Genomic DNA, 20,728 nt, shown 5'->3' on the forward strand with positions numbered 1-20,728 from the left:
TTTATCCAAGTTCTTTTTCTGTTTAAAGACAGCGAAGTAAGAGTTTCCGAGAATGAAGAAAAAGGCGACTGAAATCAGCCGCCTTTTCTTCATTTAGAAACACTTTTATTTTATTGCGCTTGAACAGAAACGCTCTTATCTTGCTCATCAGGTTTAACAAGTGCATAACTTTCCCACGATCTACTTCTCCATCGGAAGAACATAATAATCGCCCGCGTCCATTCATCGCTAGCGATCGCTAGCCAAATACCAACGAGACCCATATCTAAATGGAAGGTGAAAAAGTAACCGAGTGGTAAGCTCATTAACACCATGGAGAATGCTCCGATTAAAACAGGATATTTGGCATCTCCAGCCGCACGAAGTGAATTAATGATGACGATGTTCATCGTCCGTCCTGTTTCCAGTAGTACACTTAGTAAAAGAACGCTTGCTCCTAGAGAGATAATATGAGGATTATCCGTAAATAGTCCCATTAATTGTGTTCGGAATGTAACAACGAGAATGACCATAAATAGAGTTACACCAATCGCCCATTGTACACTTTTCCATACACGTGTGTACGCTTCATCTTTTTCATTTCCGCCAACTAGGCGTCCAACGATAATAGCTGTTCCCATACCGATAGCAATGGCGAATAAATAAGTGAACATGGAAATGTTAGTAGCGTATTGTCTTGCTGCTAATGATTCCGTACCTAAGTATGTTGCATAATATAAGAAGACAATTTGACAAGCTTGATACATGACTTGCTCGAATGCCGATGGAATGCCGATCTTTAAAATTTTGCCAACGTATTCTTTTGATAAAGTGAAGTAATATTGTAATTTCACACGGTATTCCATAACGCGATACAGTAACCAGAAGAAAACGATAAGTGCGATTAACCGGCTGACAGCAGAAGAAATAGCAGCCCCTTGCACACCAAGTTCAGGGAAACCGAATTTCCCGAAAATAAGTACGTAGTTTCCGGCGATATGAATAATATTCATTCCAAGCGAAACAAACATCGCTTGCTTTGTAAAGCCGTGAACGCGGATAATTGCGGCTAATGAGTTAATAATAGCTTGAAGGAAAATAGCTCCTCCGACGATGGATAGATAGCTTTGTGCATACGTTAATACATCGCCTTGTAAGTTCATTGCCATCATCATATGTTTTGAGAATAAAAGAAAACCGGCGCTTATAACGAGCCCGACTCCTAAATTTAATGTTACTGCTAATGCTGATATTTTTGATGCTTCCATAAAGCGTTTAGAACCGAGGTATTGGGATACAACGATAGCTGCACCATTCCCGATGACTTCTAGTACTAAAATCGCGATATGAAGGTATTGATTCGCTGCACCAACCCCAGATACAGCATCGTCTGATAATGCACTTAACATGAAAGTATCAGCGATCCCCATCAGCATAAAAAGAAAAACTTCTAGAAAAATAGGCCATGTTAATAAGAATAAACTTAATTTCTCTGTTGGCCCGTTTTTTGAGCGAATTGCTGTCATGTCCGTCCCCTCTTTACCGATATCTATTTTTAGCAAAGTGTATCGTAACACACTTTCATATCCTTTGCACTTATTTTAGCCTACATATTTTCAATATGAATAAACCTTCATTTTATGACAAAAAAGGAAGAATAATTATACGTAAGATATTATAGGATATAAAATTTGTTTTTCTCTGATAATTTAGAAAAGTATAAAATTTGATATTTTTAACACTTTAGTTCAATAAATACGCAGTATGAAACGTTTACAAATATACTAAACGTTAACAGAAAATTTTAATAAAATAGAAATATAAATATACAAAGAATATATTTGTGTGTATAATATGAATTATTAGAACATATATATATTTCTTTCTGTTTGAAAATGAAAGGGCTAACATTTTTTTGGAGGGGTGGAAGTATGAAAAAAAAGATACCAGTTTTTGTAGCATCAACAGTAGCAATGAGCATGATTTTAGGGGCATGTGGCTACCAAAAAGATGAACCGCAAGCGAACGCAAAAGGGGATAGCGGGAAAAGCGGTGCGAAGCAAGTTATTAACTTAATTGAAACACAAGAAATTCCAACGATGGACCCAGCGTTATCAGCTGATGCAGTTTCTTCAAAAGTAATGAACAATACGATGGAAGGTCTATATCGCCTTGGGAAAGACGATAAATTAGTTCCAGGTGTAGCGAAGGAATTCCAGAAGTCAGAAGACGGTAAAAAGTATACATTTAAATTACGTGAAGATGCAAAATGGTCAAATGGTGACCCTGTAACGGCGAAAGATTTCGTGTATGCATGGCAAAGAGCGATTAATCCAGATACAGCTGCGAAATCGGCGTACATTATGTACGATATAAAAAATGCTGAGAAAATTAATAAAAAAGAGATGAGTCCAGATCAATTAGGCGTGAAAGCGATTGATGATCATACATTAGAAGTAGAATTGGATAATTCTATTCCATATCTTGTTGATTTAATGGTCTATCCGATCTTCTATCCTGTTAATGAAAAGTATGTGAAAGAGCAAGGTGTGAAGTTTGGTTTAGAAGCAAATACAACACTCTATAACGGACCATTTACATTAAGTGATTGGCAACATGAACGTAGCTTCAAAATGACAAAGAGCCCATCATATTGGGACAATAAAGAAGTGAAGCTTGAGGAAGTAAACTTTAATATTGTAAAAGATACATCTACGCCAATTAATTTATATGAAACAAACGCAGTCGATCGAGCGACGTTATTAGCAGAGTTCATCGATAAATATAAAGGAAAACCAGATTTCAAAACGGTAGAAGATACTTCTGTATTCTTCCTTCGCTTAAATCAAAAAGACCCAGCTTTAGCAAATAAAAATATTCGTAAAGCAATTTCTCTTGGTTTTGACCGTAAACCATTCGTTGATACATTATTAAATAACGGTTCTAAGCCAGCGACGGGATTAATTCCTGACAATTTCATTAAAGGACCGGATAAACAAGATTTCCGTGCTGAAAATGGAGATATTGTAAAACCAAATGTAAAAGAAGCGAAAAAGTATTGGGAAGCTGGTAAAAAAGAGCTTGGTAAAAACGAAATTGAATTAGAGTTATTAAATGAAGATGTTGAATTATCGAAGAAAACTGGTGAATATTTAAAAGGTGAGTTAGAAAAGAATTTACCAGGATTAACAGTGAAAATTAAACAACAACCATTCGCGCAAAAACTAAAATTAGAAGATGCTGGCGATTATGTAATGTCATTCTCTGGATGGAGTGCAGACTTCCCGGATCCAGTTACATATCTTGATATGTTTGTAACTGATGGAGCGCAAAACAAAATGAAGTATTCTAATCCGAAGTACGATGAGATTATTATGAAAGCGAAAAAAGACGGAAGCGATGTAAATGCTCGCTGGAAAAACTTATTAGAAGCAGAAAAAATGTTACTTGATGATGCTGCGATTGTTCCAGTATATCAACGTGGTAGAGCATATTTACAAAGAGAAACAATTAAAGATATGTACAACCATAAGTATGGTGGCGAAGTAAGCTTCAAATGGGCATCAGTAGAGAAATAACAAAAAAAGCAGGTGATTACCTGCTTTTTTTAGTACGTACGTTTTTTATAAATGCCTTTTCCGCCAACTTGGTTCCAGCCAGATTGTACATCTAAACTTTTGTTAACAAACTTCATTTTTTCTTTCCCACCAAAGAGTTTTTCACCGATGCTATTTGTAATGACACCAATCAATGCTGTTATTCCGATGATGAGGGTAGCAACAATGATAAAATCAGTAAAAAAAGCGATCATATGCACATTCCCCCTTTGCCTGTCTTTATTTTTATTGTATGAGATAAATGGTAAAAAAGAAAGAAATGTCAGAAAAATATTCGATTTACTTTAGAAAGCATATAGACATGAGCGGGGAGATTCGTTAAAATAAGAACAAGTGTTCTTTTTGTTTCTAATCTTTAGAGTCTTACATTTCTCAATGGTTTTGTCGGGAAAAGGTAAGAAAACGTTCTCTTTTTAATGGGGAAGATTATGAAACTGTAATTGTATATCAAGTGAAAATTATTGTAGAAAGCAAGTATCAAAAGGGTTGAAGGCCGTTGTTAAAGGACAGTTTTAATGAGTGTAATCATGTTACATAGCAGTGGAGTACACGGATAATTTTTCTCAACTAGCAGTAAATTCACTGTATATTTCTTGCAAAAACTATTGTATAATGATTATAGAAGTTACTTATTAAAAGTAATTGTTGTTGCTTACATGAATTGCGATTTTTTACTTTGCTATAAGACAAGTTATCGCGAAAAATTGCGGAAGTTAGAAATTTAAACTGTAATTAGTACAGAATTTGTACTCTTTAAGGAGAGTGAGCTTTGTATGGTAACATTATATAGTTCTCCAAGCTGTACGTCTTGTAGAAAGGCGAAATTATGGCTAGAGGAAAATCATATTCCTTATACAGAACGTAATATTTTCTCAGATCCATTAACGATTGATGAGATTAAAGAGATTTTACGTATGACAGAAAGCGGAACGGATGAGATTATTTCTACTCGTTCAAAAGTTTTCCAAGAATTGAATGTGAACTTAGAGTCTTTACCACTTCAAGATTTATATAAGATGATTCGTGACTATCCAGGTATTTTACGTCGTCCAATTATGATTGACGAAAAACGCCTTCAAGTAGGTTACAACGAAGACGAAATCCGTCGTTTCTTACCACGTACAGTAAGAACGTTCCAATTACGTGAAGCACAGCGTCTTGTAAATTAATTATAATAATATGAAAACCTTCTACCTATTATAGAGTAGAAGGTTTTTTTTTACTGTTTAACATTACGTAATCGCACTTGTTGAACGATAAAGCCTATGCATAAAATCGTGAAAATGAACAAATAAGGGATACTTGTGGTAAAACTAGGATTATGATGAAAAAACGTTGCAAGTCTGTCTTCATGTGTAATCATTTTTCCTGCTGTATAGGCGAGAACTGCTGCTCCGCAATAAATGAGAAATGGAAAGCGTTCCATGAGTATTAAAATAAGTTTGCTTCCCCAAATGATAATCGGGATAGAAATTAATAAACCGATAATTACGAGTGAAAGTCTTCCGTGAGCTGCTCCTGCAATGGCAATAACATTGTCAAACCCCATAACGAGATCCGCGAATACAATTGTACGCACAGCTTGAAATAAAGTTGTTTTTCCTTTGATAGAAGAAAGATCGTTGTTATTATCAGTGAGTAAATTTACCGCAATTAATGTGAGTAAGATTCCGCCGATGAGTTGTAAAAATGGGATATCAAGTAAATAGACAGCTAGTATTGTGAGGAGAATTCGTAGCACAATTGCTAAAATAGTACCAATCAAAATGGCTTTATTTCGTTTTGCTTCAGGTAAATTTCGGCTAGCTAGTGCGATGACAATTGCGTTATCGCCACCTAGTACAACATCGATACCGACAATCATTAGTACAGATGTTAAAAACTCTAAGTCCATTCGTCTGCCTCCATTTATGATGTTTTAATAAGCGAAATATATGTATGTGGTGAAGAAAGTTTGTCTAGTTTTGATCCCGCGCCCCCCGGGGACAAAATAATCACCTATAATAGAAGTTTCACTTTATTACAGTGTACGGGGGAATATGGGAATGTATGTCCAAATTTTTTGTGAACAGTGAATTGGTATAATGGTATATTTATCCCGATTAGTGCGAGCTAATAATCAGTGGAGGATGAAAAAAATCCTGATTAATGTTTCACTTTATGTAAACGATCGAATACAGATAGGTATATAACTATTTTTGTAAAATAAATCGATTTTATTTCCATTCTGGAGAATCTTATCATAAAATGAGAGTACAAGAATCTATTGTTTTGTCATATGAGTGGGGAATCCCTTCATAATAATTCTGAGCAGGAAGGGAGAGTTGTATTTTGGATATTGAAAGAATTAATGACCATACGATGAAATTTTTTATTACGTACATTGATATAGAGGACAGAGGGTTTAACCGTGAAGAAATTTGGTATGATCGCGAACGAAGTGAAGAGCTCTTTTGGGAGATGATGGACGAAGCTCGTGATCATGATGATTTCTTTGTCGATGGACCGTTATGGATTCAAGTGCAAGCAGTCGATAAGGGGATTGAAGTACTTGTAACGAAAGCGGAGCTTTCAAAGGATGGACAAAAGCTGGAACTACCAATAGGTGTGGATAAAATTATAGACATTCCTCTAGATGAAGGCATCGAATCATTATTCCAGCAAGAATTAGTGGAAGAGGTAGAAGAACAAGTAGGAACAAACTTTAATGAAGATGGTACGTTTGGCTTTTTAATTAAGTTTAATGATTTTGAAGATGTCATTTCATTAAGTCATCGTCTTATCTTTGAAGATATAAAAGATGAATTGCATTCATTTGAGGACCGCTATTATGTATATGTGGAATTTGATGAAGTGCTACATGATGAAGAAGAGATTGATCGTATTTTAAGTATTGTTTTAGAATATGGAGAAGAATCTACTTTAACGATTCACCGTGTAAGTGAGTATGGGAAACAGGTTGTGAAAGAGCGTGCGCTTGAGACAATTCGCAACAATTTCCCTCCTAAAATGTAGGCCGATTTCTATAGTATGAAATCGGCTTTTTTTATGAAGAATAGGAAGGCTTTCTTATTTAGGGGGTAAGAGATGAAAAATACACTAAAACTACTTTTCTTTTTTCTACTACTGTTCGCATTATTTGTTTCATTACGCATGTTTATTGATGTAGCATTTTATTCGGATGTCATGGGGATAAAGGATGTTTCGATTTTAGGTATTATTAGTATTTTATTTACGGTTTCCGCATTTTTAATTGGATGTGTTATTTTCTTAGAAAACCGCCATCCGTCAAAAACACTTACGTGGTTAATCGTACTAGGTATTTTTCCAGTGTTCGGTTTCTTTGCTTATCTTTTATTTGGACAAAACTTTCGCAGAAAAAGAATGTTCCAAAAGAAGGCATTACTCGATGAACAGGCGTTTTTACAATATAAGGGACACGAAGATTACGAAGAACGGATTTTACGAGATCATAAGCATCAAGAATTGTTATTTCGTTTAGCAGATCGACTCGGTGCTTTAAATATTTCATTTCAAACTGAAACGAGGACATTAACAAATGGAGACGAAACGTTTCAGGCAATTTTAGATGGGTTAAATCGAGCGAAACACCACATTCATATGGAGTATTACATTGTGCGTGATGACAAGCTCGGTACAGAAATTAAAGATATTTTAATAAAAAAATCAAAAGAAGGCGTTGTCGTTCGTTTTTTATACGACGCGGTTGGAAGCTTTAAATTATCAAATTCGTATATTGAAGAATTGAATGATGCAGGAGTAGAAATGATTCCATTTTTCCCTGTGCGTTTTCCGATTTTAAACGATAAAATTAATTATCGAAACCACCGAAAAATCGTTATTATAGATGGAAATGAAGGGTTTGTAGGTGGATTAAATATTGGTGATGAGTATTTAGGGAAGGATAAATATTTCGGTTTTTGGCGAGACACGCATTTATATTTACGCGGTGAAGCAGTTCAAAGTTTACAGCTGATTTTCCTTCAAGACTGGTTTTATATGACTGGTGAGGCGGTATTAGCACCTGAATATTTACAAGCGGAAGCAGTTGAGGGTGATCATTGGGGCGGCGTCCAACTTGTTGGAGGTGGACCAGATAATAAATGGGAAACAATTAAACATTTATATTTTGCAATGATTGCTTCAGCTAGGAAATCGATTTGGATTGCAACACCATACTTTATTCCAGATGATGATATTTTATCTGCATTAAAAGTAGCTGCACTTGCTGGTATTGATGTTCGTTTGTTAATGCCAAGTAAGCCGGATAAGCGCACTGTCTTTTATGCATCAAGATCGTACTTTCCGGAGTTATTAGATGCAGGAGTAAAAATATATGAATATGAAAAAGGTTTTCTTCATAGTAAAGTCGTTATCGTGGATTCTGATCTCGCATCAATTGGGACAGCTAATATGGATATGAGAAGTTTTCATTTAAACTTTGAAGTAAATGCCTTTTTATATGATACAGATAGCATTCGAAAGCTCGTTCAAGATTTTAAAGACGATTTAGAAGAATCAAGTGAAATTCATGTTGACCGATTTCATAAGAGACGTCTTCATAGGCGGATTGTTGAATCGACGTATCGGTTATTATCACCCTTATTATAGAAAGAGATGTCCTAATTTAGGACATCTCTTTTTTTGAAAGGAATTTGTAGTAAATTGTAGAATACAAGGAGTTGAAAGGGTGTGATTGTGATGTTTATTGCAAGGAGAGAAAACGGAGAAAAAATTCATCTATTATATAACCGGGATGAAGAGCTTTTACGCGAAATGCGTAAACGAGAAAAATTCTTTTGTACAGCTTGCGGAAAAGAAGTGCAAATGAAATTAGGAAAACAGAAGAGCTGGCATTTTGCTCATAAGAAAGTGGATTCATGTCTTACCTTTTATGAAGCAGAATCTATGTATCATATGCACGGTAAAGAATTGTTATATAGCTGGTTAAAACGTCAAGATTTTCATGTAGATATAGAGCATTATCTGCCGGTAATCCAGCAACGGCCAGATATTTACGTAGAGAGAGCGGATAGAAAAATTGCGATTGAATATCAATGTGCAAATCTTTCCGTAGAGCAGCTTTATAAGCGAACATATTCGTATTGGCAAGCTAGTATACAAGTCATCTGGATAATCGGTGGAAATCAGTTGAAAAAGCAATCCGCATATTGGATGACATTCTCCGCCCTTATGGCGTTCTCCTTACAACCTTATCCTCAGCCATTTCTTATTTTCTTTTGTCCGAAACAAAAATCGTTTATGAAATGCGCATTTATCACTCCGTTTTCTACAAATGTTTCTTTCTCACATACTATTTATTTACCAACCGATACGACTACTGTTGACATGCTCTTTTCTCCCGTTCCTTTCCGGAAAGAGTTATTAGGACAAGAATGGAAGAGAAAAAAGAACCATTTTCGGCAAAACGCTCTATCTATCTGGAATTATAATCATAAGTCACTACTCCACCTCTTATATCAATATAAATGTACCCCAGCGAGTTTTCCTTCTGAAATCGGTGTTCCGCTCCCATCCTCATTTGCTTTTCAAACAAATCCATTTATATGGCAAGCTTCTCTTTATATGAAGTGTATAGGTATGCTTAAGGTAGGGGAGTATATTTCTCTGCAAAACGTATGTAACTATGTGGCGAAGTATACGAAGAGGCGTCTACTTCCGTATTTTGCACAACATATATGGAAGGTAGCAGTTGCAGAGTATATGACATTTTTATGTTGTGTAGGTGTATTAATAAAAGTAGGTATTAATAAGTATCGAAAAATAAGAGATATTATGTTGTTAAAAACAGAGGAAGAAATTATGAAATATGATGAAATTTGCTTAGCGCATGCACTATCTCTATTTGAGACAAAGTACAACATGAGAGAGGGAAAAGGGGATATAATAAAGACTGATCGTGAAGGAATTACATAAGAAAAATCGAATTGTACTTAAGTAGAGATATTATAAGGAGGGCTTAAAGAATGGCTGAACAAAATACAGTGAAATCATTGCCAAATCGTAATGAGATTGAAGAAGCAAACACATGGCGATTAGAAGATATTTTCCAAACAGATGCAGAATGGGAAAAAGAATTCCAAGCTATTAAAGAGCTATTGCCAAAGTTAACTGAATTTAAAGGAAAGCTTGGCGACTCTGCAGACAATTTGCTTGAGGCATTGCAATATGAAGATGAAATTTCAATGCGATTAGGTAAGCTATATACATATGCACATATGCGTTACGATCAAGATACAACAAACTCTGTGTATCAAGCATTAAATGATCGCGCAACAAATTTATACTCACAAGTATCTAGTAGCACAGCTTATATCGTACCTGAAATTTTATCTATTTCAGAAGATACATTGCAAACTTTCTTACAAGAAAATCGAGAACTAAGTGTATATGAGCATGCATTAGAAGAAATTACACGTCAACGTCCGCACGTATTATCTGAGGCAGAAGAAGCGTTATTAGCAGAAGCATCTGAAGTGATGAGTGCATCAAGTAATACATTCGGTATGTTGAATAATGCGGATTTGAAATTCCCATCTATTAAAGGTGAGGATGGAGAAGAGGTAGAAATAACACATGGTCGTTACATTCAGTTTTTAGAAAGTGATGATCGTCGTGTGCGTGAAGATGCATTCAAAGCTGTATATGAAACATACGGAACATATAAGAACACATTTGCAAGTACGCTAAGCGGGGCTGTGAAACGTAATAATTTCAATGCACGCGTTCGTAAATACGATTCTGCACGTCAAGCTGCATTAAGTAATAATAATATTCCTGAGGCGGTGTATGATCAACTTATTGAATCGGTAAATGATAATTTACACTTACTACATCGATACATTGATATTCGTAAGCGTGCCCTAGGTCTTGATGAGCTTCATATGTACGATTTATATACACCACTTGTACCAGAAGTGAAAATGAATGTGAAGTATGAAGAAGCGCAAGAAATGTTATTGAAATCTTTAAATGTACTTGGTGATGAATATGTTGAAATTTTAAAAGAAGCATATGAAAATCGCTGGGTAGATGTATACGAGAATAAAGGAAAACGAAGCGGAGCATATTCATCTGGTGCATACGGAACAAATCCATATATTTTAATGAACTGGCATGATAATGTAAATAATTTATTTACACTTGCTCATGAGTTTGGTCATTCAGTGCATAGTTACTATACAAGGAAGACACAACCGCACGTATATGGTGATTATTCAATCTTCGTTGCAGAAGTAGCTTCAACTTGTAATGAAGCGCTTCTAAATGATTACTTATTGAAGACGACAGAAGATAAGAAAGAGCGTCTATATTTATTAAATCACTATTTAGAAGGATTCCGTGGTACTGTATTCCGTCAAACAATGTTTGCAGAGTTCGAGCATATCATTCATAAAAAAGTACAAGAAGGACATGCTGTTACGCCAGATATGTTAACGGAGATTTACTACGATTTAAATAAGAAATATTTCGGGGACGCTTTAGTAATTGATAAAGAAATCGGTTTAGAATGGTCTCGTATTCCGCACTTCTATTACAACTATTACGTATATCAATACGCAACAGGATTTAGTGCAGCGACAGCTTTGTCAAAACAAATTTTAGAAGAGGGACAACCAGCAGTAGAACGTTACATTAACGAATTCTTAAAAGCTGGAAGCTCTGATTACCCAATTGAAGTGTTGAAAAAAGCAGGAGTAGATATGGCATCGCCAGAACCTGTAAAAGAAGCATTACAAGTATTTGAAGAGAAGTTAAATGAATTAGAAGCACTATTGTTTGAAGAGAAATAATGAGAAAAGACGAGGGATTTTATCCTCGTCTTTTTTGTTTGGAACATTTTCTCAAAAGTACACGATGTCGATATTTGTCGAATAATTAAGGTGATTTTCTTTACTTTTTCTATATGAGAAGGAATTTTTACGACTTATTTTTGTAGTTAAAATCCTTTAAATCGTTTTCTATAGTTGAAATAAGAGACAGCGATGACGATAACTCCGAATAAAAGAGGGAAGGCAATAATTTTAGGAAAAGCTTGTAATAGAGAGAGGATATACAAGAAAAAAGAAACAATAACACATAGAAAGATAAGAAATATATGAGACTTTTTCATAAGGAAACCTCCTAAATTGCTTTTTTTATAGCTTATTCAAGAATGAAAACGTTTAGAATGTGACAAAAGTGTGAAATTCGACAAAAGGGGTTGTCATCTGACGTCGAATCTTGTAATATAATAAGCGTGAACGAATTCACATACAAACATATACCCCTTTGTTTGAACGTGAAAATTTCTCCCATCCCCTTTAATATTTTTATAAGCCGTAAAGAAGAAGACCTGGTGTTTACACCAGGTCTTTTTCTTTTGCTATCCATTTCCAATAACGCTCGCACTTCACTTCAATCATTTGTACTTTTCGTTTTAGTTGTAATTTCTTTAGTTCACGCTCTATTTCTTGTTGAGGGCAGTCATATATAAATGAGATTTCCTTTGAAGAAATAAATTGTGTTGCTTCTAGTAATACTTCTAAAGGAGGTAATGGCTCTGGCTCAATCTCGCATTTTACAAGTTCTTTTAATAGCTGTACGTATACATCATAGGAATAAATTCCCGCGATTTTAATACCTTCCTCATCTGAATTTGCATGAAAAAATAGGAGGGAAGGTATTTCTGTAATATGCATCTCATTTGTGAATTTTAGGTCGCATTGGAAAGCTTTTTTTGCGCTAACTGAGTGTAGGTCTTTTTTAAATTCCTCTACATCAATGCCACTATCTTTAGCGCATGTCAACAATAATTCACAGTCAGGGTTTGATACATTTTCAAGAAGAATGTATTCTTGGAGTTTTCGCAAAAATTTCGAACCTGCTTTTCGGCCTTGCAACTCCGCCGCCTTAATTGCCATCGAAACTAAATATGGTGTTGACGATGCCTCTTGCATATGTACTTTTCCATCACATGAAAACCCTTGTAAACTTGTTGTTTTTTCCCACACAAATCGAATATTAGCAGGTTTATTCCATTTGTGTGAGGAAGCGTTTGCTCCGTCCACTTTTCCTGTTACGATATGACGAATAGAGAAGTATTTCCCATACTCAAGCCATAGTTTAATAATAAATGGCTCGATATCCCAGCAATCTTTACAAAGTGGATCAATAAATAAATATGCTTCTACAGATTTATGCTCGCATGTGGAAGGAGAAGGCATATTTATATGCTTTGCTTCCTGCTTATCCATTACACTTCACCTGTTTCATTTGGAGTATTGACCATATGTTGAGCAGTTAATGCTAAACGTTCAAAAACAAACTCTCTTATATGACCGTGCACTCCTGTATCATCCATTGCTTGCTCCATACATGATAGCCAAGCTTCTGCGCGTTTTGGAGTAATCTCAAACGGAAGATGGCGTGCTCTTAGCATAGGATGCCCATGTTCTTCAGTGTATAAATTAGGACCACCTAAATATTGTGTTAAAAATTGTTTCTGCTTCCTAGCAGTTTCTGTTAAATCATCCGGGAAGATCGGAGATAAGTCAGGGTGTTCACTGACATAGGAATAAAATGTATCCACTAATGTTGCAATGCATTGTTCACCGCCAATTGCTTCAAATGGTGTCATCGGTTGCTTGCTCATCCTTTATAAACTCCTTTTTCCATGAAATGTATATCTATTGTAGCAATGGAATGTTATGAAGGGCAACTAAACAGCCTTCATAACATTCTTTGCTTATTCTATATGTTGCTAATAAATCTGCACTTTCCAAAAAGGTGAAACATAGCCACCAGTAAATCACTTCTGCACTGATGGAAATTTTACTTTAGCGCTCTTCGTTTTGTTTGGCAAGGAAAAAGCGTTTTACTTTGTTGTTTGTATGACGAACTGGTACGTTATGTTGCTTTAATAACCTTATAAATGCTGCTTTACCGGTCTTTTCATCTTGCACTTCGTATTCAATTTCATAATCATCGTGATTGTAATAGAAACTATGATCAAAGACAAGCGTTCCGCCTTCAAATAATATTTCAGCTCTTTCTGTTGTTAAACTACCCATATAAGTTAAAGAGGAAACGGGAATTTGTAATTTGTGTAGCTGATCCATTACAGTTCCTTCAATGAGTGCGTTTGTTTCCATCATAAGTTTTGCTTCTTTTTCTGTTACAGACTGATGAGTTTCTAATAAACCAATTTCAGCAGGTTGTTTTAATGTTAATGTATAAGTTCCATCTTTATGACGAATACGAAGTGCAGAGCCTGCATCTTTTAAAGAGAAGTGAGGTGTTTCAAAGTAGTGATTCACTTGTTTTGTAAATGCTTCAATAGAAAAAGATTTGCATAATGTTTGGAATTCTTCCTCTGTAACCATATTTTTAAATTCAATTTCAATTTCTTGTGTCATTTTATGCGCTCCTTTTGAAAAATAATTCTTTCCACATTATCGCTTTTTCGCAAATTTGGTTCAATGTTTTATTTGTTTGCGTCCATGTTATGATACAATAATACTGTTAAGTAAGACAGGAAGTTGAGATGGAGGAGTTTGAGAATGCAAAATAAAATTCAAGTTAAGAGCGTAGAAATGAGAGAGAATGCGCTTATTTTTTGTGCGGAAAATACTGAAATAGAGGTAAAGGAGTTAAGTGCGCGTAATCACGTACTTGTAGACTCAGACAATTTATCATTTTTATATATCTTAGAAAATGAATCATCTTTCATTTATGTAAGTATTCCGCATACATGCTGGGAAGCAATGCATGAAGCGATGAATAAAGATACAGCGATGTTTATTCGCGTGAATGATGTTGAAATAGAATTAGAAGGATTAAAAGAAGAAGTTGAATATTTAGTTGAAAATATTGAAGGTAATGCAAATTACGGAGAAGAACTAGTAACTGCTGTAGAAAAAGTGTTTCTATAAGCAAATGGATTGATTTTGGTGGTGGTTGAAATGAATCGTAATTGGGAAGAATTTTTAGCGCCTTATCACCAAGCGGTGGCGGAGCTGAAAGTGAAACTAAAAGGAATGCGTACTCAATTTGCAATGTTAACGGAGCATTCTCCAATTGAGTTTGTAACAGGAAGGGTAAAGTCGGTTGCAAGTATTATTGATAAAGCGGAGAAGAGAAATGTACCGCTAGACCGAATTAGAGAAGATATGCAGGACATCGCGGGCCTTCGAATGATGTGTCAATTTGTTGATGAGATTAAGCCTGTTGTAGAATATCTTCGAAAACGAAATGATTTTGAAATTGTGGAAGAACGTGATTATGTAACGCAAAAGAAAGATAGCGGCTATCGCTCTTACCACGTTGTCATTAGTTATCCTGTTCAAACGATACAGGGAGAAAAAAAAGTGTTAGTGGAAATTCAAATTCGCACGTTAGCAATGAATTTTTGGGCAACGATTGAGCATTCTTTAAATTACAAATATAGTGGACGTTTTCCTGAAGATATTAAAATACGCTTACAACGTGCAGCGGAAGCGGCGTTTTTATTAGATGAAGAAATGTCTTCCATTCGTCTTGAAATTCAAGAAGCGCAAAAGGTCTTTTCACGAAAGCAGGAAACGAAAGATTCTGAATCATAAACTAAAGGGTGTTGGGCGATGAAATTTACAATTATGTCAAAGGGTGATCAATCATCAGATACACTAGCAAGTACGATGAAAGAATACTTGCTAGATTTTGGGTTTACAATGGATGAAAAGGAACCTGATATTGTAATTTCTGTTGGCGGAGATGGAACGCTTTTATATGCATTCCATCGTTACTATAATCGATTAGATGAAACCGCATTTGTTGGTGTACATACAGGACATTTAGGTTTCTATGCAGATTGGTTACCAACGGAAGTAGAGAAGTTGGTGATTGCAATCGCTAAAACACCGTTCCAAGTGGTTGAATATCCACTTTTAGAAGTAATTATTCGCTATGTGAATGGTAGTAAAGAGTCGCAGTATTTGGCGATGAATGAAGCGACTGTAAAAAGTGCAGAAGGTACATTAGTAACAGAAGTGGAAATACGCGGAGAGTATTTCGAAACGTTTCGCGGAGATGGTCTTTGTATTTCTACTCCTTCAGGAAGTACCGCGTATAATAAGGCGCTTGGCGGAGCAATTATTCACCCTTCTATTGAAGCGATTCAAATTGCAGAAATGGCATCTATCAACAATCGTGTATTTCGTACGGTAGGTTCGCCGCTCGTGCTGCCGAAGCATCATACATGCGTTTTAAAGCCGGCTGCAGGAATGAACTTGCAAATTACGGTGGATCATTTGACGATGGTTCACCAAGATGTGAAATCAATTCAGTATCGCGTTGCAAACGAGAAAGTACGATTTGTTCGTTTCCGTCCGTTCCCATTCTGGAAACGTGTTCGTGACTCGTTTGTTGCAGATAAATAGAGAGGGTTTATATATTTGAACAGATTTACATTGAAATGGGATATAGGGCTGGCTGAAGAAGGAACTTTAGTTAGAGAATTTTTGAAAACAAAAGGGATTTCGAAAGCTGCTTTAACGGATATAAAGTTCCGCGGGGGAGCAATTGAAGTAAACGGTCAACACACGAGTGTTCGTCACAAGTTACAAGCTGGTGAAGAGTTACAAGTCTTTTTTCCAGTGGAGGAAAGAAGTGAAGGGATGGAAGTGGAAGAGATCCCTTTATGTATCGTATATGAAGATGACGCGGTTCTTGTTATAAATAAAGAAGCAAATATGTCGACAATTCCGTCTAGGGAGCACCCGTCAGGAAGTGTTGCAAACGCTCTTTTACATCATTATGATAAACAAAATCTTGCAAGCACGGTGCACATTGTGACGAGGTTAGACCGTGATACTTCAGGGCTTATGTTAATTGCGAAAAATAGATTCGTTCACCACCTTTTATCGAAGCAGCATCAACAAAAAGGGGTGAAACGAACGTATGAGGCAATCGTTCATGGGACTATTTTAGAAGAAGTAGGAACGATTGACGCGCCAATCGGACGAAAAGCGGATAGTATTATCGAGCGAACTGTCTGTGAAGATGGTCAAAGAGCTGTTACTCATTTTAGAGTGATGGAGAGTTATTCAGATAAGATGCATGTAGCGCTTGAGCTCGAGACGGGAAGAACACATCAAATTCGTGTACATATGGCATATATAGGACATCCGCTACTTGGGGATGATTTATACGGCGGCCGAAGAGATGTGATAAAACGTCAAGCGCTTCATAGTACATCTTTGACGTTTTATCATCCTATTTTAGAAAAGGGAATGACTTTTACCGTAAGTATCCCAGAGGATATGCAATACGCTTTACATAACAATTAAAAGGGAACAAAATTCTTATCATAAAAAGAATTTTGTTCCCTTTTTTTAGCGGAATAATATTAAAATTTGATGTTCACCAGTACGCTTTATAACGAAAAAGCCACTTTCAGCTTTTGTAGCAATGCCGTCATCATTTGGACGACAATATCCGTGTGTTTCGCAAGTACCGTCATCACGTACTAACATTTGTCCAATTAATCCGACAGGAAGCCACTCAGTACGGTCTCTTCTTGATAGATACTTACAAGCTGGATTCCATTCTGTATTTAAAAGAGGTTGTATTTCTTGCGTATCCGTACGCGTATATTGACGTTTTCCGAAGCGGTCTGTTTTATAGCGTTTTTGCCAACTTAAAGCACCGCTATTTCCTATGAGAGCAGGAGTAGCGCTAGATATGCCTAATATGAATGTATCATTTGAAGTAGCTTTTCGAATTTTTTCTTCGTTACTAAATGTAATGAAATAACCGACATCAATAGGGCTATGGTCTGCTGCCTCAAACATTTGTGCAAAATCAGTACCACCTGCATTGTAAGAAGCACCATCGATATACATTTCTCCGTTATGGGCAAGCCATTTGGCACCTATATTATAATCAGTGTCATTTGTCCCATTTGCAATAAACCAGGAATAAGCTTCTTCTGCTGTACCAAATTTCCCCATAATATGGCTGCCTGCAAAATTAGCTGTTGATGTATGATTTCCTTCCGCATGAGATGAGAATCCGTTAGCGATAGTTGCGGTTCCTTCTGCATGTGCTGCTTCGCCGAAAGCAATTGTATGATTTCCTTCCGCGTGAGAATAAGGGCCGCCTGCTGTCGTTTCACTTCCTTCACTATGCGAACTATGTCCAGTTGCCTTTGTTTTTGAACCTTCTGCATGAGAAAAGGAACCCTCTGTATGAGTAAGAAATCCTTCTGCATGTGAGGCTATCCCGTCAGCCGTAGAGTGAAGGCCCTCCTTATATGCGTATCTGGCTACTTTTTCATTCTCAGCAGGAGTAGGTGAAAGTATAGGGGGCTGAGTGATAGTAGAATCCTCTTTTTTTATTTCATTGGTTAAAGTTAATCCCTCTTTTATTTTTGTTACTTGCTGTATAATATTGGTGGGAATTTCAGCTTGGGCTTTTTCTTTAATTGCTTTAGGAATTTCAGCTTGGACCTTTTCTTTAATTGCTTTAGGAATTTCAGCTTGGGCTTTTTCTTTAATTGCTTTAGGAATTTCAGCTTGGACCTTTTCTTTAATTACTTTAGGAATTTCAGCGTGGATTTTTTCTTTAATTGTTTCAGGAACTTCTTTGTTTATATTCTCCTGTAAATTCTTTGACTCAAGTATAGGCTCATTGTTATGAGAAAGGCGTTTCTTTTTTTGTAGTGCCTTTATTTTTCTGTTATCTATAATTCGTCTCATAACAGCATGTTCTAAAGAAATATATGTTCCTCTCGTTTTCCCTGTTTTTATTTCCTCTCGTTCTTCTATTTCCTCAATAGCCGCGGCTCGTATGCTACACCAGTTGTTAATTCCATATATGGGATGATATAAAGGAGAGAAATTTCTTGTTTGTTTAGATCGTTTTTTCTTCATTCCGTCACCTCCTGCGACAGTATATGCCGCATAGTAAAAAAAAGATGCACTTCATAGCATCTTTTTTTACTGTATGACCGATTTTTAACGAGGAATTCGCCTAGAAATCCTTCTTTATACGTACTCGGAATGAATTGTACAAAGGTAAATGTAATTATGAAATTGGGCGGAACTTCTCAATGACAAAAGGTAGGGAAGAAGGGACGGAAATGGTCTCCATTTCAGGATAACGAAGTCCAGTTAGTTTGCCGCCAAATACAGCGCCGGTATCAATATTGATTGTATGATTCACAAAGCGAGGCTCGTTGACAGGTGTATGTCCATATATAATCCATGTTTCCCCCTTATACTCTTTCGCCCAATCTCGGCGTACAGGTGAGCCGTCAGGATGCTTTTCTCCTGTAATATCACCATATAATACAAATGTTTGCACTTTTTTATCATTTCTTTCTATGTAATCCTGACGAATGCCAGCATGGCATACGATTAATTTCTTGTTATCCAGTATGTGATACAAGGGGGACTGCTCGTAAAGCGTAATGAACTTTTCTTTTATGATTTGTTGTTTATTAGAAGGTAATGCTTCATATTCGGCAACAGTTGTTTCGAGTCCATGAGCGATTGAAACATTACGCCCAAGGAAAAAACGATACAGTTTATTACAGTGATTCCCAGGCGCATAATAAGCTTCTTTTCTATTTATTACGAGCTCCCATACGATTTCAATCATACGTAATGAATGAGGGCCTCGGTCTGTAATATCACCAACGAACGCCAGCTTTCGTTTGGCATTATGTATAGGGAGACCACTAGCCCAGCTGTATCCTAGTTTCGTTGTTAAATCTTGAAACTCTTGGAAGCATCCGTGAATATCACCTATAATGTCATACTTCATATGTAAACCTCCAGTTCATCTTTTCATTAGTATATCTAAAATGAATATAGAAAAAAACATACCGGTTTTCCGATATGGTTCATTTAAACATAAAGATTTGTGTTCTTGAACGTACGTTTAAAATAAATCCAATAGCAATCATGTATGTGAGTAGTGAACTCCCGCCATAGCTCATAAGAGGTAATGTTATTCCTGTAATAGGGAGTAAACCGATTGTCATCCCAATATTTTGGAATACTTGGAAGGTGAACATTCCGATTGTACCAGCGCAAATATAACTACCGAAAGGTTCATTGCTTTCTAAAGCGATATGGATCATTCGGTAAATGAGTAAGAAAAAAAGTGAAATAATAACACTTGCTCCTAAAAAACCGAATTGTTCAGCGACATTTGTGAAAATAAAATCTGTATGTGGCTCTGGAAAATATACTTGTCCATTTTCCCATCCTTTTCCTTGCATTTCTCCTGAACCGGTAGCTAAAAATGCCTGTCTTAATTGGTATCCTTGTGCGTCATATTCGTAAGGAGATATCCAGCCATAGAAGCGGTTTAATTGATACTCTTTTAGAATATGCTCTTTAAAGAACTCTGTATGAGTGAAATAAATATATATTAAGGTAGAGCCTGTGACGAAAATGACGGAGGTTAATCCGAGGATAAGGCGCCAACGTATACCAGAAACTAAAATCATTGCTGCAAGCATCGCGGAGATTACCATAGTGTTTCCTAAATCAGGTTCTTTTGCGATTAAAAGTAGTGGAGGTAAACTAGCTGCGAATATTTTTCCAAGTAAAATAAAATCTTCACGGGTTGTCCGGAAAAAGTACTTTTCATTATGATTTGCTATAATTCGTCCAATGATGATAATTAAAAATAATTTCATAATTTCAGAAGGTTGAAAGTTTCCGATGCCTGGAAGTATATACCATGCGGTAGCCCCTTTAATCGTAACGGCACCTGGAACTTGAAGCTCTAGACCAATAAGAAGTATGAGGGCAAAGCTATACAAATACCAAGCAATTTGTTTATATCGATCGAAATCAATAATCATAATAACACCAATTGCCACAAATCCAATGACATACCATTGAATTTGTTTTAATGCAAAATTTATGTTTTGTAAAAATGGTGGTAAAGAAGCTTGTGCACTTGCAATAGCAAAGCAGCTAACAGTCCCAATGGCAAATAAAATAAAGATTAGTATGTAGTCTATTTGATATTGAGAGTTCGTATCTTTCACGGTATGTATTCCTTTCTATCGCCTAGTAAGTGTGATGATGACGTGATTGCAAAAAAATAATATG

At 36.1% G+C, this 20,728-nt stretch carries 19 protein-coding genes and 2 pseudogenes; 10 read left to right on the forward strand and 11 right to left on the reverse strand.

What is annotated here, in order from left to right; genetic code table 11:
• Window positions 1-110: 110 nt before the first annotated feature.
• Complete coding sequence (locus tag EXW56_RS06030; protein WP_215597305.1) at window positions 111-1,556, reverse strand: MATE family efflux transporter; 1,446 nt, start codon at window positions 1,554-1,556, stop codon at window positions 111-113.
• Window positions 1,557-1,910: 354 nt separating this feature from the next.
• Between EXW56_RS06030 and EXW56_RS06035 the strand changes: the two genes are divergently transcribed.
• Window positions 1,911-3,557 carry a peptide ABC transporter substrate-binding protein gene (locus EXW56_RS06035; protein ID WP_002158887.1) on the forward strand — a complete coding sequence of 549 codons (1,647 nt, stop codon included), beginning with the start codon at window positions 1,911-1,913 and terminating at the stop codon, window positions 3,555-3,557.
• A 29-nt stretch (window positions 3,558-3,586) separates the two neighbouring features.
• Here EXW56_RS06035 and EXW56_RS06040 read toward each other — a convergent pair whose 3' ends face one another.
• A complete protein-coding gene (locus EXW56_RS06040; RefSeq protein ID WP_000559981.1) occupies window positions 3,587-3,790 on the reverse strand; it encodes a hypothetical protein in 204 nt (67 codons plus the stop codon).
• Between the two features lie 579 nt (window positions 3,791-4,369).
• Here EXW56_RS06040 and spx point away from each other — a divergent pair.
• The gene (spx, locus tag EXW56_RS06045) at window positions 4,370-4,765 is read left to right on the forward strand and encodes a transcriptional regulator Spx (protein ID WP_002011348.1); all 396 of its coding nucleotides are present in this window, start codon (window positions 4,370-4,372) and stop codon (window positions 4,763-4,765) included.
• 50 nt (window positions 4,766-4,815) lie between these two features.
• Here the strand turns inward: spx and EXW56_RS06050 are convergent, their stop codons facing one another.
• Window positions 4,816-5,490, reverse strand: coding sequence for a TerC family protein (locus EXW56_RS06050; protein ID WP_002201377.1), 675 nt, complete (start codon window positions 5,488-5,490; stop codon window positions 4,816-4,818).
• A gap of 437 nt (window positions 5,491-5,927) precedes the next feature.
• On the opposite strand from EXW56_RS06050, the gene mecA reads away from it, so the two are divergent.
• From mecA to pepF, 4 genes are all read left to right on the forward strand, one after another.
• The gene (gene mecA / locus EXW56_RS06055; RefSeq protein ID WP_002201376.1) at window positions 5,928-6,611 is read left to right on the forward strand and encodes an adaptor protein MecA; all 684 of its coding nucleotides are present in this window, start codon (window positions 5,928-5,930) and stop codon (window positions 6,609-6,611) included.
• A gap of 72 nt (window positions 6,612-6,683) precedes the next feature.
• Complete coding sequence (locus EXW56_RS06060; protein ID WP_002201375.1) at window positions 6,684-8,228, forward strand: cardiolipin synthase; 1,545 nt, start codon at window positions 6,684-6,686, stop codon at window positions 8,226-8,228.
• 90 nt (window positions 8,229-8,318) lie between these two features.
• The gene (locus tag EXW56_RS06065) at window positions 8,319-9,554 is read left to right on the forward strand and encodes a competence protein CoiA (protein ID WP_215597567.1); all 1,236 of its coding nucleotides are present in this window, start codon (window positions 8,319-8,321) and stop codon (window positions 9,552-9,554) included.
• A gap of 50 nt (window positions 9,555-9,604) precedes the next feature.
• Window positions 9,605-11,431: an oligoendopeptidase F gene (gene pepF, locus EXW56_RS06070; RefSeq protein ID WP_002201373.1), complete on the forward strand. Its 1,827-nt coding sequence runs from the start codon at window positions 9,605-9,607 to the stop codon at window positions 11,429-11,431.
• 146 nt (window positions 11,432-11,577) lie between these two features.
• Here the strand turns inward: pepF and EXW56_RS06075 are convergent, their stop codons facing one another.
• From EXW56_RS06075 to EXW56_RS06090, 4 genes are all read right to left on the reverse strand, one after another.
• Window positions 11,578-11,751: a hypothetical protein gene (locus tag EXW56_RS06075; RefSeq protein ID WP_000748141.1), complete on the reverse strand. Its 174-nt coding sequence runs from the start codon at window positions 11,749-11,751 to the stop codon at window positions 11,578-11,580.
• A gap of 229 nt (window positions 11,752-11,980) precedes the next feature.
• Window positions 11,981-12,874 (reverse strand): ClpXP adapter SpxH family protein, encoded by an 894-nt coding sequence (locus tag EXW56_RS06080; protein WP_002158882.1) that lies wholly within the window; start codon window positions 12,872-12,874, stop codon window positions 11,981-11,983.
• Window positions 12,874-13,272 carry a globin domain-containing protein gene (locus EXW56_RS06085; protein WP_000043388.1) on the reverse strand — a complete coding sequence of 133 codons (399 nt, stop codon included), beginning with the start codon at window positions 13,270-13,272 and terminating at the stop codon, window positions 12,874-12,876. Before EXW56_RS06085 ends, EXW56_RS06080 begins: the two co-directional genes overlap by 1 nt.
• A 184-nt stretch (window positions 13,273-13,456) precedes the next feature.
• Window positions 13,457-14,035, reverse strand: a complete 579-nt coding sequence (locus tag EXW56_RS06090; protein WP_215597306.1) for a CYTH domain-containing protein — start codon at window positions 14,033-14,035, stop codon at window positions 13,457-13,459.
• Between the two features lie 144 nt (window positions 14,036-14,179).
• On the opposite strand from EXW56_RS06090, the gene EXW56_RS06095 reads away from it, so the two are divergent.
• From EXW56_RS06095 to EXW56_RS06110, 4 genes are read left to right on the forward strand one after another with little or no spacing between them, the layout of a single operon-like run.
• Window positions 14,180-14,551, forward strand: coding sequence for a UPF0738 family protein (locus EXW56_RS06095; RefSeq protein WP_002149812.1), 372 nt, complete (start codon window positions 14,180-14,182; stop codon window positions 14,549-14,551).
• A 30-nt stretch (window positions 14,552-14,581) separates the two neighbouring features.
• Entirely contained in the window at window positions 14,582-15,220 is a 639-nt protein-coding gene (locus EXW56_RS06100; RefSeq protein WP_002201371.1) for a GTP diphosphokinase, read from the forward strand.
• 18 nt (window positions 15,221-15,238) lie between these two features.
• Complete coding sequence (locus EXW56_RS06105; protein WP_000673196.1) at window positions 15,239-16,036, forward strand: NAD kinase; 798 nt, start codon at window positions 15,239-15,241, stop codon at window positions 16,034-16,036.
• 15 nt (window positions 16,037-16,051) lie between these two features.
• Window positions 16,052-16,945, forward strand: a complete 894-nt coding sequence (locus EXW56_RS06110; RefSeq protein ID WP_215597307.1) for an RluA family pseudouridine synthase — start codon at window positions 16,052-16,054, stop codon at window positions 16,943-16,945.
• A gap of 45 nt (window positions 16,946-16,990) precedes the next feature.
• Here EXW56_RS06110 and EXW56_RS06115 read toward each other — a convergent pair.
• The 4 genes and pseudogenes from EXW56_RS06115 to EXW56_RS06125 all read right to left on the reverse strand — a co-directional run.
• Window positions 16,991-18,103 (reverse strand): annotated as a pseudogene (locus EXW56_RS06115) (peptidase G2 autoproteolytic cleavage domain-containing protein); the annotation flags it as partial.
• A 144-nt stretch (window positions 18,104-18,247) separates the two neighbouring features.
• Window positions 18,248-18,529 (reverse strand): annotated as a pseudogene (locus EXW56_RS28055) (peptidase G2 autoproteolytic cleavage domain-containing protein); the annotation flags it as partial.
• A 154-nt stretch (window positions 18,530-18,683) separates the two neighbouring features.
• Window positions 18,684-19,424, reverse strand: coding sequence for a bis(5'-nucleosyl)-tetraphosphatase PrpE (gene prpE, locus EXW56_RS06120; RefSeq protein WP_002201368.1), 741 nt, complete (start codon window positions 19,422-19,424; stop codon window positions 18,684-18,686).
• 79 nt (window positions 19,425-19,503) lie between these two features.
• A complete protein-coding gene (locus tag EXW56_RS06125; protein WP_002201367.1) occupies window positions 19,504-20,664 on the reverse strand; it encodes an FtsW/RodA/SpoVE family cell cycle protein in 1,161 nt (386 codons plus the stop codon).
• Window positions 20,665-20,728: the final 64 nt, after the last annotated feature.

Origin of the sequence: Bacillus mycoides (assembly GCF_018742245.1) — a bacterium.
In the GTDB taxonomy this organism is placed as follows: domain Bacteria; phylum Bacillota; class Bacilli; order Bacillales; family Bacillaceae_G; genus Bacillus_A; species Bacillus_A cereus_U.

Excerpts from the sequence above, each read along its gene's own strand:
- EXW56_RS06105 (WP_000673196.1), top strand. The coding sequence starts at position 15,239 with ATGAAATTTACAATTATGTCAAAGGGTGATCAATCATCAGATACACTA.
- EXW56_RS06080 (WP_002158882.1), bottom strand. The coding sequence starts at position 12,874 with ATGGATAAGCAGGAAGCAAAGCATATAAATATGCCTTCTCCTTCCACA.
- pepF (WP_002201373.1), top strand. The coding sequence starts at position 9,605 with ATGGCTGAACAAAATACAGTGAAATCATTGCCAAATCGTAATGAGATT.
- EXW56_RS06060 (WP_002201375.1), top strand. The coding sequence starts at position 6,684 with ATGAAAAATACACTAAAACTACTTTTCTTTTTTCTACTACTGTTCGCA.
- EXW56_RS06075 (WP_000748141.1), bottom strand. The coding sequence starts at position 11,751 with ATGAAAAAGTCTCATATATTTCTTATCTTTCTATGTGTTATTGTTTCT.
- EXW56_RS06095 (WP_002149812.1), top strand. The coding sequence starts at position 14,180 with ATGCAAAATAAAATTCAAGTTAAGAGCGTAGAAATGAGAGAGAATGCG.
- EXW56_RS06040 (WP_000559981.1), bottom strand. The coding sequence starts at position 3,790 with ATGATCGCTTTTTTTACTGATTTTATCATTGTTGCTACCCTCATCATC.
- EXW56_RS06065 (WP_215597567.1), top strand. The coding sequence starts at position 8,319 with ATGTTTATTGCAAGGAGAGAAAACGGAGAAAAAATTCATCTATTATAT.
- EXW56_RS06100 (WP_002201371.1), top strand. The coding sequence starts at position 14,582 with ATGAATCGTAATTGGGAAGAATTTTTAGCGCCTTATCACCAAGCGGTG.
- spx (WP_002011348.1), top strand. The coding sequence starts at position 4,370 with ATGGTAACATTATATAGTTCTCCAAGCTGTACGTCTTGTAGAAAGGCG.
- EXW56_RS06090 (WP_215597306.1), bottom strand. The coding sequence starts at position 14,035 with ATGACACAAGAAATTGAAATTGAATTTAAAAATATGGTTACAGAGGAA.
- EXW56_RS06035 (WP_002158887.1), top strand. The coding sequence starts at position 1,911 with ATGAAAAAAAAGATACCAGTTTTTGTAGCATCAACAGTAGCAATGAGC.
- EXW56_RS06050 (WP_002201377.1), bottom strand. The coding sequence starts at position 5,490 with ATGGACTTAGAGTTTTTAACATCTGTACTAATGATTGTCGGTATCGAT.
- EXW56_RS06085 (WP_000043388.1), bottom strand. The coding sequence starts at position 13,272 with ATGAGCAAGCAACCGATGACACCATTTGAAGCAATTGGCGGTGAACAA.
- prpE (WP_002201368.1), bottom strand. The coding sequence starts at position 19,424 with ATGAAGTATGACATTATAGGTGATATTCACGGATGCTTCCAAGAGTTT.